This window comes from Avibacterium sp. 20-129 (assembly GCF_026226845.1).
Taxonomy (GTDB): Bacteria; Pseudomonadota; Gammaproteobacteria; order Enterobacterales; family Pasteurellaceae; genus Avibacterium.
In genome coordinates, this window is record NZ_JAKKOE010000001.1 from 648854 (window position 1) to 663402 (window position 14549).

General features: G+C 40.2%; 13 protein-coding genes. 1 reads left to right on the plus strand and 12 read right to left on the minus strand.

The window, feature by feature from the left end:
• Positions 1-7 precede the first annotated feature (7 nt).
• The 12 genes from L5B90_RS02995 to rbsD form a co-directional block, all read right to left on the minus strand.
• On the minus strand, positions 8-1225 hold the full coding sequence (locus tag L5B90_RS02995; RefSeq protein ID WP_265762105.1) for a DUF711 family protein: 1218 nt from the start codon (positions 1223-1225) through the stop codon (positions 8-10).
• A 28-nt stretch (positions 1226-1253) separates the two neighbouring features.
• Positions 1254-2555 (minus strand): phosphoribosylamine--glycine ligase, encoded by a 1302-nt coding sequence (purD, locus tag L5B90_RS03000; RefSeq protein WP_265762106.1) that lies wholly within the window; start codon positions 2553-2555, stop codon positions 1254-1256.
• A 21-nt stretch (positions 2556-2576) separates the two neighbouring features.
• Positions 2577-4181 (minus strand): bifunctional phosphoribosylaminoimidazolecarboxamide formyltransferase/IMP cyclohydrolase, encoded by a 1605-nt coding sequence (gene purH / locus L5B90_RS03005; RefSeq protein ID WP_265762107.1) that lies wholly within the window; start codon positions 4179-4181, stop codon positions 2577-2579.
• Between the two features lie 217 nt (positions 4182-4398).
• On the minus strand, positions 4399-4806 hold the full coding sequence (locus L5B90_RS03010; protein WP_265762109.1) for a DoxX family protein: 408 nt from the start codon (positions 4804-4806) through the stop codon (positions 4399-4401).
• Between the two features lie 159 nt (positions 4807-4965).
• The gene (locus L5B90_RS03015; protein WP_250364352.1) at positions 4966-5553 is read right to left on the minus strand and encodes a DNA glycosylase; all 588 of its coding nucleotides are present in this window, start codon (positions 5551-5553) and stop codon (positions 4966-4968) included.
• Positions 5554-5562: 9 nt separating this feature from the next.
• A complete protein-coding gene (locus L5B90_RS03020) occupies positions 5563-7215 on the minus strand; it encodes an LTA synthase family protein (RefSeq protein ID WP_250364351.1) in 1653 nt (550 codons plus the stop codon).
• A 173-nt stretch (positions 7216-7388) separates the two neighbouring features.
• Positions 7389-8384 carry a substrate-binding domain-containing protein gene (locus tag L5B90_RS03025; RefSeq protein WP_250364350.1) on the minus strand — a complete coding sequence of 332 codons (996 nt, stop codon included), beginning with the start codon at positions 8382-8384 and terminating at the stop codon, positions 7389-7391.
• A 37-nt stretch (positions 8385-8421) separates the two neighbouring features.
• A complete protein-coding gene (gene rbsK, locus L5B90_RS03030; protein WP_250364349.1) occupies positions 8422-9348 on the minus strand; it encodes a ribokinase in 927 nt (308 codons plus the stop codon).
• 213 nt (positions 9349-9561) lie between these two features.
• Positions 9562-10440: a ribose ABC transporter substrate-binding protein RbsB gene (gene rbsB / locus L5B90_RS03035; RefSeq protein WP_265762110.1), complete on the minus strand. Its 879-nt coding sequence runs from the start codon at positions 10438-10440 to the stop codon at positions 9562-9564.
• 30 nt (positions 10441-10470) lie between these two features.
• A complete protein-coding gene (rbsC, locus tag L5B90_RS03040) occupies positions 10471-11427 on the minus strand; it encodes a ribose ABC transporter permease (protein WP_250364347.1) in 957 nt (318 codons plus the stop codon).
• Between the two features lie 11 nt (positions 11428-11438).
• Positions 11439-12926, minus strand: a complete 1488-nt coding sequence (gene rbsA, locus L5B90_RS03045) for a ribose ABC transporter ATP-binding protein RbsA (protein WP_265762111.1) — start codon at positions 12924-12926, stop codon at positions 11439-11441.
• 9 nt (positions 12927-12935) lie between these two features.
• Positions 12936-13355, minus strand: a complete 420-nt coding sequence (gene rbsD / locus L5B90_RS03050; protein ID WP_265762112.1) for a D-ribose pyranase — start codon at positions 13353-13355, stop codon at positions 12936-12938.
• Between the two features lie 164 nt (positions 13356-13519).
• Here rbsD and uriH point away from each other — a divergent pair, with 164 nt between their 5' ends.
• Positions 13520-14461 carry a uridine-preferring nucleoside hydrolase UriH gene (gene uriH / locus L5B90_RS03055; RefSeq protein WP_265762113.1) on the plus strand — a complete coding sequence of 314 codons (942 nt, stop codon included), beginning with the start codon at positions 13520-13522 and terminating at the stop codon, positions 14459-14461.
• The last annotated feature ends 88 nt before the right edge of the window (positions 14462-14549 follow it).

Genomic DNA, 14549 nt, shown 5'->3' on the forward strand with positions numbered 1-14549 from the left:
TCATAAACTATGGCACCGCTAAAATACGGCAGTTACATAAATCATCGCTTTCAAATTCGGTCATTTCTCCTGCAGATTTATTTGGAATTGGGAATAATCTGACGGTAAGGGGTTTATTTAAACGAAATGCCATTGTGCCAGTATCACTCATTAATCCTGCGATTTGTTCAATGGTTGCCTCACCTGAAATTGGCACAGTATCTAAACCAATGCCACATACAGCACTATAAGTGAGTAAAGCACGAATATCAAATTGAGATGTTTTGGTGCCTTCCGCTAAACCCAAATCTTCAGTTACTGCTAACATCAAACCAGAAAAACCGACTAAATCGACATTTTTCACTGATTTGAACACACGAGTGAGTAATTCGGAAACTTCTACTGTACCCGCTGCACCGAAATAAGGTACACCGAGTAATTCATAAACCTTTGTCATTGAATGGCAGTTTTTAGATGGGGCTGCTGAGCTATCAAAACCAGCTAATCTGAAATTACCTGATAATGCAGATTTTATCGCGTTTTGTATTTCATCAATGTGATATTGCAATGCTTGGGACATTGCCACACTGGCTTGATGAAAGAACCGCTGGCGATTTTCATTAATAGGCAAATTTTCTAGCACATCAACCAATAAATCTGGCGTTTCTAAACCGATTACCACCGCATTATCTAGCTCACTGCGATGATAACCTGCTGGGAAATAAGGAATAAACGGTTTACAGTTAAAATTCACGGTGAAATTAAAATTACCTTCACCACGAGGAGTTAATTCTGCAATTTTTTGCACCGCACTTGCACAATTTAACAACAACGCATAATCTAGAAAACCATTTTCATCACGTTCCACATTTACGCAAGCATTACATAAATCCCCATAGTCTGCGATTAATTCAGGCAATAACGCGATCTCTTGTGTCGTTTTTGCTTCCCCAATTGCAAAACGAATACGCAACCCGCTCTCATTCAATTTACTCAGCAAGGTTTTAAGCAAGGCTAAATCACGTTTTGCCGTGTCAATGCTACTCAAATCCAAATATTCACCAAAAGGATTAGTGATAATACGGATAGACTGAATTTCATACCCTTTTTGCTGAATAGCGGGAATAAGCAAATCAAATTCCGCTTTCGCCATTTGTAGCTGCTGTTGCCATTGTGTTTTATCTTTAGTTAGAGATAAAAATAGGCTTATGGCTCTCACGCGACAACGTGATTTATCTTGATACATATTGCTCCTTTTTATGATTAATCCTCTATTATGATTTCTCGCGCGCAATAGCTCTCCAGCCAATATCACGGCGGAAGAAACGACCGTTCCACTGAATTTGTTCTGCGAGTTTTAATGCTTTCTGTTGAGCATCAAGCACGCTGTCGCCCAATGCGGTGGCACAGAGAACGCGACCACCATTGGTGACTAACTTGCCATTTTCTTCGTTCACACCAGCAAGGAAAACTTTTTCATCACGTTGCTCAGATGTTGGTAAGCCTTGGATTTCATCACCTTTACGATAATCCGCAGGATAGCCTTCTGCGGCAAGCACAATGCCTAGCGCGGCTTGTTTTTTCCATTGCGATTGAACTTGATCCAATTTCCCTTCACAGGCTTTTAGGCAAAGTGCTACCAGATCAGAATCCATCCGCATCATAATCGGTTGTGTTTCAGGATCGCCAAAACGGCAGTTAAATTCAATGACTTTTGGCTGACCATTTTTATCGATCATCAGACCAGCATATAAAAAACCTTTATAAACATTCCCTTCAGCCGCCATTCCTTGCACAGTTGGATAAATAATTTGCTGCATCACACGTTGGTGAATTTCAGGGGTAACAACTGGCGCTGGCGAATAAGCGCCCATTCCGCCCGTATTTAAGCCTTTATCCCCTTCCCCCACGCGTTTGTGATCTTGGCTAGTTGCCATTGGTTCGACATTTTTACCGTCCACCATCACGATGAAACTGGCTTCTTCACCTTCTAAAAACTCTTCAATCACGACGCGAGAACCTGCATCACCAAAAGCATTGCCTGAAAGCATATCCTTAATGGCATCTTCCGCTTCCGCTAATGTCATTGCCACAATCACGCCTTTTCCAGCCGCCAAGCCATCGGCTTTAATCACTATCGGCGCACCTTTTTGTCGAACATAAGCAAGGGCTTGCTCAATATCGGTAAAGTTTTGATATTCTGCCGTTGGAATTTGATGACGAGCTAAGAAATCTTTAGTGAATGCTTTTGATCCCTCCAACTGTGCTGCCGATTGGCTTGGGCCGAAAATCGTTAAATCTGCTTGTTCAAAAGCATCGACTACCCCTACCACCAAAGGAGCTTCCGGGCCAACAATGGTTAAGCCAACTTGATTTTCTTGTGCGAATTTGACTAATGCTGGAATATCCGTCGCAGAAATTGCCACATTTTCCACCGCACTTCTGCCCACGCCACTTTCCCGTGCAGTGCCAGCATTTCCCGGTGCAACAAACACTTTACTGGCTAAAGGGGATTGTGCAGCTTTCCACGCAAGGGCGTGTTCACGCCCACCGTTTCCGATAATTAAAATATTCATTTTTTTCTACCCCACTTTGAATTAATGACGGAAATGACGCATTCCTGTTAGCACCATCACCATATTATGTTCATCTGCGGCATCAATCACTTCTTGATCACGCATAGAACCACCGGGGTGAATCACGCACTCAATGCCAACTTTAGCGGCGGCATCAATGCCATCACGGAATGGGAAGAAGGCATCAGATGCCATTACGCAACCTTTTACTTCTAACCCCTCGTCCTGTGCTTTAATACCAGCGATCTTAGCAGAATAAACACGGCTCATTTGTCCTGCACCAATGCCGATAGTTTGATTATTTTTCGCATAGACAATGGCGTTAGATTTAACAAATTTCGCCACTTTCCAGCAAAATAGCAAATCTTGTAGTTCTTTTTCCGTTGGCTTACGTTTGCTCACGACTTGCAAATCGGCAAGATCTACCATACCTAAATCGCTGTCTTGTACTAATAAACCGCCATTAACACGTTTGAAATCCAAGCGTTGCGGTGCTTCGCTATGCCATTCGCCACATTCTAACACACGCACATTTTTCTTGACTTTTAGCACCACTTTCGCCTCTTCTTGAACCACTGGTGCGATAATCACTTCGACAAATTGACGATCAATAATCGCCTGTGCGGTTGCCGCATCTAATGGACGGTTGAAAGCAATAATGCCACCGAAAGCCGAGGTTGGATCCGTTTGATAGGCTCGGTTATAGGCGTCTAAAATATCAGCGCCTAACGCTACGCCACAAGGATTTGCGTGTTTCACAATCACGCAAGCGGGTTCATTAAAACTTTTCACGCATTCCAAGGCAGCATCAGTATCCGCAATATTGTTATAAGAGAGGGCTTTACCTTGTAGTTGTTTTGCCGTGGACACACTTGCGTCTTTTTGTTCTTTTTCCACATAAAATGCGGCATTTTGATGACCATTTTCACCATAACGCATCGTTTGTTTGCGGATAAAATTCAAATTTAAGGTGCGTGGGAATTGTCCGCACAAGGCATTCTGTTCTTCTTCCTCAGCGGCAAAGTAAGGTTTCACCAATTTACCAAAATAATTGGCAATCATCGCATCATATTGTGCGGTATGCTCAAAAGCTTTAATCGCTAAATCAAAACGTGTTTCTAAAGTTAAACTATTTTGATTTTGATCCATTTCAGCCAAAACAGCAGAAAAATCTTGATTATTTACCACAATTGCAACATCTTTATGATTTTTCGCTGCAGAGCGCACCATTGTTGGCCCACCAATATCAATATTTTCTACGGCATCTTCAAGGGTACAATCCGCTTTTGCCACAGTTTGCGCAAAAGGATAAAGGTTCACCACCACCATATCAATCGGCTCAATGTGGTGCTTAACCATCACTTCATCATCCACGCCGCGGCGTCCTAAAATACCGCCGTGCACTTTTGGGTGTAAGGTTTTCACTCGTCCGTCCATCATTTCTGGAAAACCGGTGTAATCAGAGACTTCGATAACGGGTAATCCCTTTTCCATTAACAATTTCGCAGTACCACCTGTGGAAAGCAATTTCACTCCGCGTTGCACTAAGCCTTGAGCAAATTCCACAATACCTGCTTTGTCTGAAACACTGAGTAAAGCCTGACGAATAGGGCGATTTGGTTGCATTAAGATTTCCTTTAATTTAATGAAATGAAAAAACCTCCGCATTATAACGCAATCGTTTGCTTTTATATAGCACGAAATCAAATTTCTTAACAAAAAACCAACAATGCATAATACCTAGATCCTAAAGTGCGGTGCGTTTTTTAATTATTTTTCTGAAACAATAAAAAAACCCGCTTAATGCGGGTTTAATTCAATAACGCTGAAAGAAAAAGACAAATTAACTTTTCTTACTGGCTCTGTTGTCTAATGCAAAAGCGCCTGCACCTAAGAAAACAAAGTTTAAGAAAACTAAAGAATATAATGCTGCAAGCTCACCTTTATTGACGATCGGCAATAACACGTTATCTAAAGAAGCGTGAATTTGAAAATACGCGACTGCCATCATACCAGAAAGAATGAATGCTACGGGACGGGTAAACAGCCCTAAAATTAATAATGCGCCACCCACGATTTCTAATACACCGCCAATGCCCATCATTGAAAAAAGTTCCACTGCACCATTTCCACCCGTCATTGAAACTGGGTATTCAAAGAATTTTGATGTGCCGTGTAATAAAAACATATAGCCTGCAATAATGCGTAATAATCCGAGTGCATAAGGGCTAATTTTATTTAATGAATTCATAATGTTTCCTTTAAAAAATAATCTTACTCCAACAGGAGTGAAAGAGCGCGTATCATAACGGAATTGCATTGCCTACACAATTCATAATAATGAAAATCACTTTTTCTTATTCGTTAAAAATAACACAATGATTTGCTGATAATCCAATCAACGCATTCTTTAAACCAGCCCCGCCATTTCAAAAAACTGACGATATGCAGCAACCTTTTTCTCAAAGGCAAGTGGATAAGCCCTTGAAGTTGAAGGCAGGCGATATAAATTGAGTGCAAAATCAGGATAGGGATAAGGAATAAAACTGTTAGTTTTTGGGGCATTGACTTTTTCTGGCAATAAGGAAAGCAGAATCTCTGTGGCTTTGCCTCCAGTTGTAAAAATCCAGTGGCATTGGGGGACTTGAGGCAATACTTCAGCCAGATTGACTGTTTCTACCACCCTCAGAAATTTATCCGATGCGTTATCTTGTTCACGAATGGCTTTACGCACAGTTGGGCATAATGCAATGCCTTTATCCCATAAAAAATGTTTAATTCGTTCAGCATCAAAGCGTTTTTCATTCGGTACTTGGAAATAATCGGCTTGGCCAAAAAATACTGCGCCATACACTCGCCACATATCATTTTGGAAATTGGGATAATGAAATTCCATACAACGCTTTTCCGCTTTGGGTGGAAAACTTCCCATCATCATAACGGTGGCGTGTGGTGGCAATATCGCAGCAAATGGGTGTGTTTCAATCTGTTGGCTCATTGTTCGCCCTTATTTTGCAACCTTTAATTGTTGATATAAGTAATTTTGATAACCACGAAGCAATGCCTGATCTTGGCAATCTTGCAATTTACCCTGACTTAATTTACGCATTGCAATATTCGCTTGCATAAATTCATCGGCTGGCAATCCTGCTATTTCTAAAATCAAACCGCCCGCCTGTGCCAAATCAAGGAAATTCTGTTGTTGTTTAAACGTATTTTGCATATTACTCCGCACAACAAACTGAGTAATATAGTTGGGGTGCGGGTAATCAAAGTGATAAGCAGGTTGCGCCCCACTAATGGAAATTTGATGATCGCCAAAATAAGCTAATACATAAGGCTTCTGACGATTTTGCATATAGCGGTTGAAATCTTCGATGACATCATTGAGCTTTACAATTCTCTGAATATAATCATTCAATTCGCCCGTGCCTTTCGGAGTGAACCCTTGATTTTGCAATTCAAACAGATTCCCCACATCGTGATAAGGACCGTGTTCACGCATTGTAAGCACATAAACAAATAAAGGTTGGCTGACTTTTTCAAGCGCAGGAATACCTTGTTTTTGCAAAATTTTCTGCACATACTGGCTCATTTCATCACTACCAATCGTCCATAAATTCTTACTTAACGGCGCAGGATAACCAAGTTCTTGCGGTTGTAACATCAGATCAAAACCAAAGTGATCATAAGCGGGTTTGGCATTGTAATTCCCTTTGGTGAAAGGCGATAATGCAACGCAATAATATCCTTGCGCTTTTAAATTCTGCACAAAACTGTATTGTAAATGAGGTACAACAGAATAAAACACGGCATTCGCCATCGCGCCGAAATCCGTTGAGGGCAAACCAGATAGGAAAGCAAACTCCGATTTCCACGTTGCTCCGCCTAAAGTATGCACACGCAAATGACTGTTAAATTTGGTATCCGCTTGATTTTCATACATTGTTATTGGCGGAATATTCGCTTTCTCAAACACAAAACTGTGAGGATTTAGGGTAGATTCCTGAAGCCATACAACAATATCTGGCTTTTCTGCTTCGACCGTTAGCGGATAATCTTCAACCTGTTGTTTTTGTTTAAGAAAATAATCTGCATCGCCATCAAAAACAGGTGGTTTGAAAAAGACACCTCGGCAAGACATCGGTAAATTTAAAAACACATCTCGTCCGTCATCAGGTAAGGAATCAAGCCACTGTTTGATAGCTGATTTATTTTTACTGTAATGACAGATAGCAAAAATGGTGAAAAAAAGCACCGCACTTGCAAAAATTCGCCATTCAACACTTGCCACTGTGGCTGAAGACCAGCCCATTACGGCATAAACCATTAACCCGATCAAGCCACCAATCGCAAAGATTGCTGAGCGATAATGCAACAAGGTTTCCCAATTTCGCCAATCGAAAACTAAAAAGAAATCAGATACTAACAAAGGCTGTTTATAAAAATGAATCTTTAAGCGATGAAAAAGCATTAACACCACGAACAACACGGCAGCAAAATTCAGCCCACGCTGCCATTGCCCTGTAATACTAAACATCAAGCTAAAAAATAACACAAACTGTGCAATGGCAAAGAAATAGGTCCAACGGTAATGAGAATTGACAATAAAAATTACCGAAGCAAGGGTGAAAAGAGAGAGTAAGAGGTATTCCATCATAAGTACGCCAAAAAATGCATTTAAAAGTTAAAGTGCGGTTGATTTTTTATCTATTTTATAAAGAAAGAGGATTATAACAAAGATCTTCTATATTCAATAATATTGATTGTTAGGCTAATTGCTTAGAGGTGGTATCAGCGATCAGGATATTGTCTTTCTTTTCCTCATATGACTTAACGCTTACCAATTGATTCTCGTACGACTAATTTAGGCTCAAGTAACAACGATTGATAAGGTTTTTCTGGGGTTTTTATCCGTTTTAATAAGGTTTCTACCGCAAGCTTACCTAATTCAGCCTTAGGTTGATGAATCGTGCTTAATGGCGGTGAGAGATATTGCGCCAACATAATATCATCATAGCCAATTACCGAAAGATCTTGTGGTATATTTAACCCTTGCTGCCACGCAACTTGATAAACACCGACAGCAATGGTATCACTACAAGCAAACACGGCGCTCGGACGTTTTTTTGCTTGTAGCAACTTTTTCATTCCAATTACGCCCCCCTCAAAATCAAAATGGCTTTCAATAATCCATTCAGGATTAAGGGGCAATTGTGCTTCTTGTAATGCTTTTTTATACCCTTGCAAACGATTTTGGGCTAATGATTTTTGCAAATTTCCGGTAATAATGGCAATCTCTCGATGCCCCTGTTGAATGAGATATTGCGTGGCAAGATAAGCACCAAGTTCTGAATTTTCATAAATTTTATCGGCATTAAGTGCGGTTGGCCACCAGTCCATTACAACCACGGGTAATGAAATATTCAACTGTTTCAGATCCGCATATTGGCTATCCGAATACATTAATAACAACCCATCTACTTGTTTCTGAATAAGTGTTTGAATATTTTGTTCTAAACGATTTTCAGCGCCATCAATGCTAGAAATAATGAGATTGTACTGATGTTGATTACAATACTGCTCAACCCCACTCACAACTTCAGCAAAAAAGGGGTTATTCGTCGCACTGACTAACATACCTAAGGTATTCGTTTGTTTAACCTTTAAACTTCTTGCTAGGGCTGAAGGACGATAATTGAGTGATTCCACGACATTCATTACTCTTGCTCGCATCGCCTCACTCACATATCCCGTATTATTAATCACGTGGGAAACCGTTGAGGTTGATACCTGCGCAATCCGTGCAATATCTTTCATCGTTGCCATAAATTATTCTCACTTCAGTCAATCACTACCCGCCATTCTATTTCCTTTCGGCTAAAAAATCATCTGTCTCTTGTCGCGTAGGAATTGAGGTTTGCGCGCCTAAACGGGTTACACTAATCGCCGCCGCTGCTTGGGCAAAATGAATAGCCTCATTGAGTGTTTTCCCCTCTAATAACGCAGTGATTAATGCCCCATTGAACGTGTCGCCTGCTGCCGTCGTATCTTTTGCTTGAACGCTAAAACCTTGAATTATTTCCTGTTGCTGTTGATGACTGACAAAAACGCCCCTTGCCCCTAAGGTAATCAATACAATTTCAACCCCTTTTTGATGAAAAATTTGCGCCGCTTTGACCGCACTTTGATAATCCACCACTTTAATCCCCGTCAAAATTTCCGCCTCTGTCTCATTTGGGGTAATCATCGTGAGCTGAGAGAGTAACTCATCAGAAAGAGGTTGTGCTGGCGCGGGATTAAGAATAACTTGTTTTCCTTGTGTTTTGGCTAATTTGGCCGCATAACATATCCCCTCTAAGGGCGTTTCTAATTGCATAAGCAATGCATCGCTTTGTTGAATAATATGCGTAAAGGATTCCACACGTTGTGCGGTTAAGTGTGCATTCGCACCAGCAGAAATGACAATGCTATTTTCACCACTTTCTGCTACTTGGATCATTGCAATGCCTGTTGATTCACCATCAATGCTCGAAATGGCTTCGGTATTCATTCCTTGCTGAATAAAAGCCTGCTTTATTTGCTGACCAACATCATCATTCCCGATACAAGCAATAAAATTCACCTTAGCCCCAAGCCTTGTGGCGGCTACCGCTTGATTTGCCCCCTTTCCGCCATAAACCAGCTGATAATGATGCCCTAATAAGGTTTCCCCCGGTTGTGGGAAATGCGCAACTTGGATCAAATGATCCACATTCACACTACCAAGCACCGTTAATGTTTTATTATGCATAACCATTCCTCAATCAAAATCAATAAAAAAAAACCACCGCACTTTGCTTTTATCGTCGTTTAGTTTAAACAGAATACAACGTCGTATCACCGACAGTATGGTTTATTACGGTATTTGCTCATTGCCTATTTTAAACATAAACGACGATTAATAAGATTAAATTTAGCGAAAAGAAATTATCAAGGCAGTATGTTCTGTCTTGGATTTTCTTTATTACTGACTGATTACTTTTAATGGAACGGGAATCTGTATTTCAACCGTTTCTCCTTTAATCACTTTATCCGCTGTCTGTACACCTAATGCCCCGATTAAGTCAGGCTGTTGTGCGATAGTTGCGGCTAATTTGCCACTTTTTACTGCTTTAATGCCATCATCTGTGCCATCAAATCCAACAATGACTAGAGGCTTATTCGCGGCTTGAGTTGCACGAATTGCCCCTAACGCCATTTCATCATTTTGGGCAAAGACAGCTTGGACATTGGGTTGAGCGGTTAATAAATTTTCCATCACATTCAAGCCTTTAGTGCGATCAAAATCTGCGGGTTGGCTTGCTAATAAAGCAAAGTGATGTGCCTCAACGGCTTGCTTAAATCCTTCCCCACGTTCGCGTGCTGCCGAAGTGCCGGCAATACCTTCTAATTGGATAACCTTCGCATTATCACCTAATTTTTGGGCAATAAAATCACCTGCCATTTTTCCGCCTGCAATATTATCAGAGGCAATATGACTTACCACTTTCCCTTGTGCTGCTCCACGGTCTAAAGTAATGACAGGAATATTTTTTTGATTTGCCATACGTACCGCACTCGCAACAGCAGTGGAATCAGTTGGGTTAATCAGTAATACTTTTGCACCACGAACTGTAACGTCTTCAACATTCGCTAATTCTTTGGCTGGATCATTTTGTGAATCAAGTACAACCAAATTATAGCCTAGTTTATCCGCCTCTTTTTGCGCGCCCTCTTTTAAGGTAACAAAGAACGGATTATCCAGCGTAGAAATGGCTAATGCGATCGTTTCTTTTGCCATAGCACTTTGACTCACCACTGAGCCAAGAAGCATTGCGGAAGCGAGTAAAGTCAATTTTTTCATATACATCTCCTTAAGTTAGATGGATTAAGATTACCCATTTTTTCGACTGAAAAAATGATCGGTGAGTACAGCTGCAAGAATAACAATAGATTTCGCAATCATTTGGTAATACGAGGATATATCAAGTAGATTCAACGCATTATTTAAAAAACCAATAATCAATGCCCCAATTAATGTGCCTAAAATACGCCCTTTTCCTCCCATTAAACTTGTTCCGCCCACCACGACTGCAGCGATTGCATCAAGTTCATAAGAAACACCCGCGGTTGGTTGTGCCGAAGAAAGCCTTGAGGTAACAATTAATCCTGCCACGGTTGCAAGAAAACCACTTACCGCATAAACAAAAATTTTGACTTTATCCACGTTTATACCCGATAAGCGGGTTGCAGCTTCATTACCACCAAGCGCATAAATATATCGCCCCATAGGGGTATGTTTTAAGATATACCACGCCACAAGAAAAATAGTTGCCATTAACCAAATAGGGAAAGGGATACCAAATAAATAGCCTGTGCCAAGAAAAGAAAAATGATCGGCGACATCAGAAAAACCTAAACTAATCGGCCTCCCATCGGTATAAACCATTGTAACGCCACGTAATAATGTCATTGTTACAAGGGTAGCAATAAAAGCTTGCACTTTGCCTTTTGCAATAATCACGCCACTGATTCCCCCAAGTACCGTACCGCATAATAAAACCAGCGGAATAACAATAAACATAGATAAATCTAGATTGACTAAAGAAGCCGCAATTGCACCTGTTAATGCAAGTACTGAGCCAACAGAAAGATCGATCCCAGCGGTTAAAATCACAAACGTCATTCCTACCGCAATAATCGCATTGACTGAAGTTTGGCGTAAAATATTGAGTAAATTATCCATTGTAAAAAAATGAGGATTAATACTAGAAACAATGGCAATTAAGACAAGTAAAGCTAAAATCGAACGTTGTTCAATAAGAAAATTTTTTAATTTTGTTGCTGTCATAATTTGTCCTTCTAATGCTGTTGAGTAATTGCGGCAGTTAATAATTTTTCTTGGCTAACATCTCGGCGTAAAAACTCACCGCGAATTTCACCATTATTCATTACCAATATACGATCACTCATTCCGATAATTTCTGGCATATCTGATGAGACTAAAATAATGCTCATACCTTCTTCTTTAAACTTATTAATGAGCTGATAAATTTCTTTTTTCGCCCCCACATCAATGCCTCTAGTAGGTTCATCAAGAATCAAAATATCAGGACGTGTCATTAAGCCTTTTGCAATGGCAACCTTTTGTTGATTCCCTCCAGAAAGCAAGCCTATTGTTTGATCCATTGAAGGGGTTTTTACATTAAACATCAGGATAAAATCATTTACCGTCATTTTTTCTGCTTGGTGATCAATCGCACCTTTTGGTGAAAGTTGATCCAGTGCAGTTAAGGTCATATTCTCCTTAATCGACATACTGAGGACTAACCCATCACCTTTGCGATCTTCAGAAATATAAACGATACCGTTTTTCAACCCATCTTGCGGTGTTTCAATAGATACAGGTCGATTTCGTACGAAAATTTCACCGCTCTCTTTAACTAATGCGCCATAAATGAGTTTCATTAATTCGGTTCGTCCTGCGCCCATTAATCCTGAAACACCAAGAATTTCCCCACGATTGAGATGAAAAGAAACCTTATTTACGCCCTGACCGGTTAAATTTTCAACCTTTAATACAGGTTCTCCAATAGGAACATCAATATGTGGGTACTGTTCTTCTAATTTTCTTCCCACCATTAATTCAATGAGCTGTGCTTCATCTATCTCAGAAATTGTACTTTCCGCAATAAATTCACCATCACGTAAAATCGTCACATCATCACAAATCGTAAAAATATCTTGCATTCGGTGGGAAATAAATACGATCCCGCAACCTTCTGTTTTCAGCTCTCTAATTACGTCAAACAAGGCTTTCGTTTCGGCGTCAGTCAAGGCATCGGTAGGCTCATCCATAATAATCACTTTCGCTTTAAAACTCAGTGCCTTCGCGATCTCAATCATTTGCAATTCACCAAGCGATAATTGTTCAACAGGGGTCGAAGGATGGTGTTTAATTTTTAAACGTTGCAATAATTTTTTCGATTCTTCAATCATTTTCGTCCAGTCAATCCCACCCAATTTATGGGTAAACTCTCGCCCTAAGAAAATATTTTCTGCAATCGTTAAATTAGGGATAATATTAAGTTCTTGATGAATAATACTGATACCAGCTAACTGAGAAAATTTGGGATTTTTATACCGCACTTTTTCGCCATTAAAATAAATATCCCCACTATCTTGCTGATAAATTCCGGTAAGAATTTTCATCAGCGTCGATTTCCCTGCGCCATTTTCCCCCATTAATGCCATGACTCGTCCAGCGTAAACAGATAAATTTGCATTATGTAACGCACGCACACCCGGAAAAGACTTACAAATGTTGTTTAATTTTAAAATGGGTTCCATGGTTTCCCCCTAAAACGGTACACCTGATACAAGGATAATATTGGCATAAGGCGAACATTCCCCTGAACGGACAATGGCTTTACTTTCTTGGCTCAATGCCTTAAATTCCTCGTGACAGACGTAATCTACAACGATGTCATTATGTTGTTGCTGAGCTAACTGCGCGATGCGTTGTAATAAGGTTTGATGAAGTTGTGCATTATGCAGCTCAATCTCTTGCGCTAAAATCACTCTCTCCACAAAGCACTCTGTTGTTACAGCCTCAAAAACAGATAAAAAACTTGGCACGCCCTCTGATAAAGCTAAATCGACACAATCTATCGATGAAGGAATAGGCAATCCTGCATCACAAATTGTCAAAAAATCTGTATGCCCAAGACGGGCAATTTGATATGAAAGTGGCGCATTAAGAATACCTGTTTTTTTCATATTTCCCTCTCAAAAAAATATCGAAACGTTTCGATAAGACTAAACAATTCTTATAAGTTTTAAAATGACTATTTTTAAAATTTGTGAAGTTGATCAAAAAATAAAAGAATTTTCGTTTTAATCTCTATAAAAAAGGGTAATGTAAGAAAGAAAAGGAGATAATTATGCGTAAAAAAATTATTTTAGACTGTGATCCCGGCCATGATGATGCCATTGCCATATTACTCGCCCATGGTAATCCCAATATCGAATTGCTCGCCATTACGACCGTTGTTGGCAACCAAACCCTTGAAAAAGTCTCGCATAATGCGTTAGCTGTTGCTGAAATTGCGAAAATTAAAAATATTCCCATTGCCAAAGGGGCTGAACGCCCGTTGGTTAGAGAAATTGAAACGGCCCCCGCTATCCACGGTGATTCAGGGTTAGATGGCCCCATTTTACCAACACCAACGCAAACCTTTCATCCTTCACACGCTGTTCAGTTAATCATTGACTTAATTATGTCTTACCCACCTAATACGATCACCTTAGTACCAACGGGTGGGCTAACCAATATTGCCCTTGCCGCAAGATTAGAACCTAAAATTATCAATCGAGTAAAAGAAGTCGTATTGATGGGAGGCGGTTATCACACGGGGAATTGGAGTGCGGTGGCTGAATTTAATATAAAAATAGATCCTGAAGCTGCCCATATTGTATTTAGTGCCGGTTGGAAAGTAACAATGGTAGGTTTAGATCTGACTCACCAAGCCTTAGCCACGCCGGACGTGATACAGCGTATTGCGGAAATAGGAACAAAACCAGCTCAATTTGTCGTCGAATTGCTGGAATTCTTTGGCAAAATGTATAAAAAATCTCAAGGTTTTGATGCGCCACCAGTGCACGATCCTTGTGCTGTTGCTTATGTCATCGATCCCTCTTTAATAAAAACGCAACAAGTTCCTATTCATATTGAATTAACGGGAACCCATACGTTAGGAATGACCGTTGCAGATTTTCGTTATCCTCCAAAACCTTGCAACACCCAAGTTGCAACAACCCTTAACAGAGAAAAATTTTGGCATTTAGTCATTGAGGCAATTAAAAGTTTAGGAGATGATCAATAAGGTGAAATAAAATAACGTGGGTTGTTCTATTTTAAAATTAAGGAATGAGATCAGGTAGCCTATTCCTAGACGGTTTGTAGAGCGCATT

Bases quoted from the DNA above. Each gene is read 5' to 3' on its own strand.
- rbsB (WP_265762110.1), bottom strand. From the start codon at position 10,440: ATGAAAAAATTGACTTTACTCGCTTCCGCAATGCTTCTTGGCTCAGTG.
- purH (WP_265762107.1), bottom strand. From the start codon at position 4,181: ATGCAACCAAATCGCCCTATTCGTCAGGCTTTACTCAGTGTTTCAGAC.
- L5B90_RS03015 (WP_250364352.1), bottom strand. From the start codon at position 5,553: ATGAGCCAACAGATTGAAACACACCCATTTGCTGCGATATTGCCACCA.
- L5B90_RS03010 (WP_265762109.1), bottom strand. From the start codon at position 4,806: ATGAATTCATTAAATAAAATTAGCCCTTATGCACTCGGATTATTACGC.
- L5B90_RS03025 (WP_250364350.1), bottom strand. From the start codon at position 8,384: ATGGCAACGATGAAAGATATTGCACGGATTGCGCAGGTATCAACCTCA.
- uriH (WP_265762113.1), top strand. From the start codon at position 13,520: ATGCGTAAAAAAATTATTTTAGACTGTGATCCCGGCCATGATGATGCC.
- rbsC (WP_250364347.1), bottom strand. From the start codon at position 11,427: ATGACAGCAACAAAATTAAAAAATTTTCTTATTGAACAACGTTCGATT.
- L5B90_RS02995 (WP_265762105.1), bottom strand. From the start codon at position 1,225: ATGTATCAAGATAAATCACGTTGTCGCGTGAGAGCCATAAGCCTATTT.
- rbsK (WP_250364349.1), bottom strand. From the start codon at position 9,348: ATGCATAATAAAACATTAACGGTGCTTGGTAGTGTGAATGTGGATCAT.
- rbsA (WP_265762111.1), bottom strand. From the start codon at position 12,926: ATGGAACCCATTTTAAAATTAAACAACATTTGTAAGTCTTTTCCGGGT.
- L5B90_RS03020 (WP_250364351.1), bottom strand. From the start codon at position 7,215: ATGATGGAATACCTCTTACTCTCTCTTTTCACCCTTGCTTCGGTAATT.
- rbsD (WP_265762112.1), bottom strand. From the start codon at position 13,355: ATGAAAAAAACAGGTATTCTTAATGCGCCACTTTCATATCAAATTGCC.
- purD (WP_265762106.1), bottom strand. From the start codon at position 2,555: ATGAATATTTTAATTATCGGAAACGGTGGGCGTGAACACGCCCTTGCG.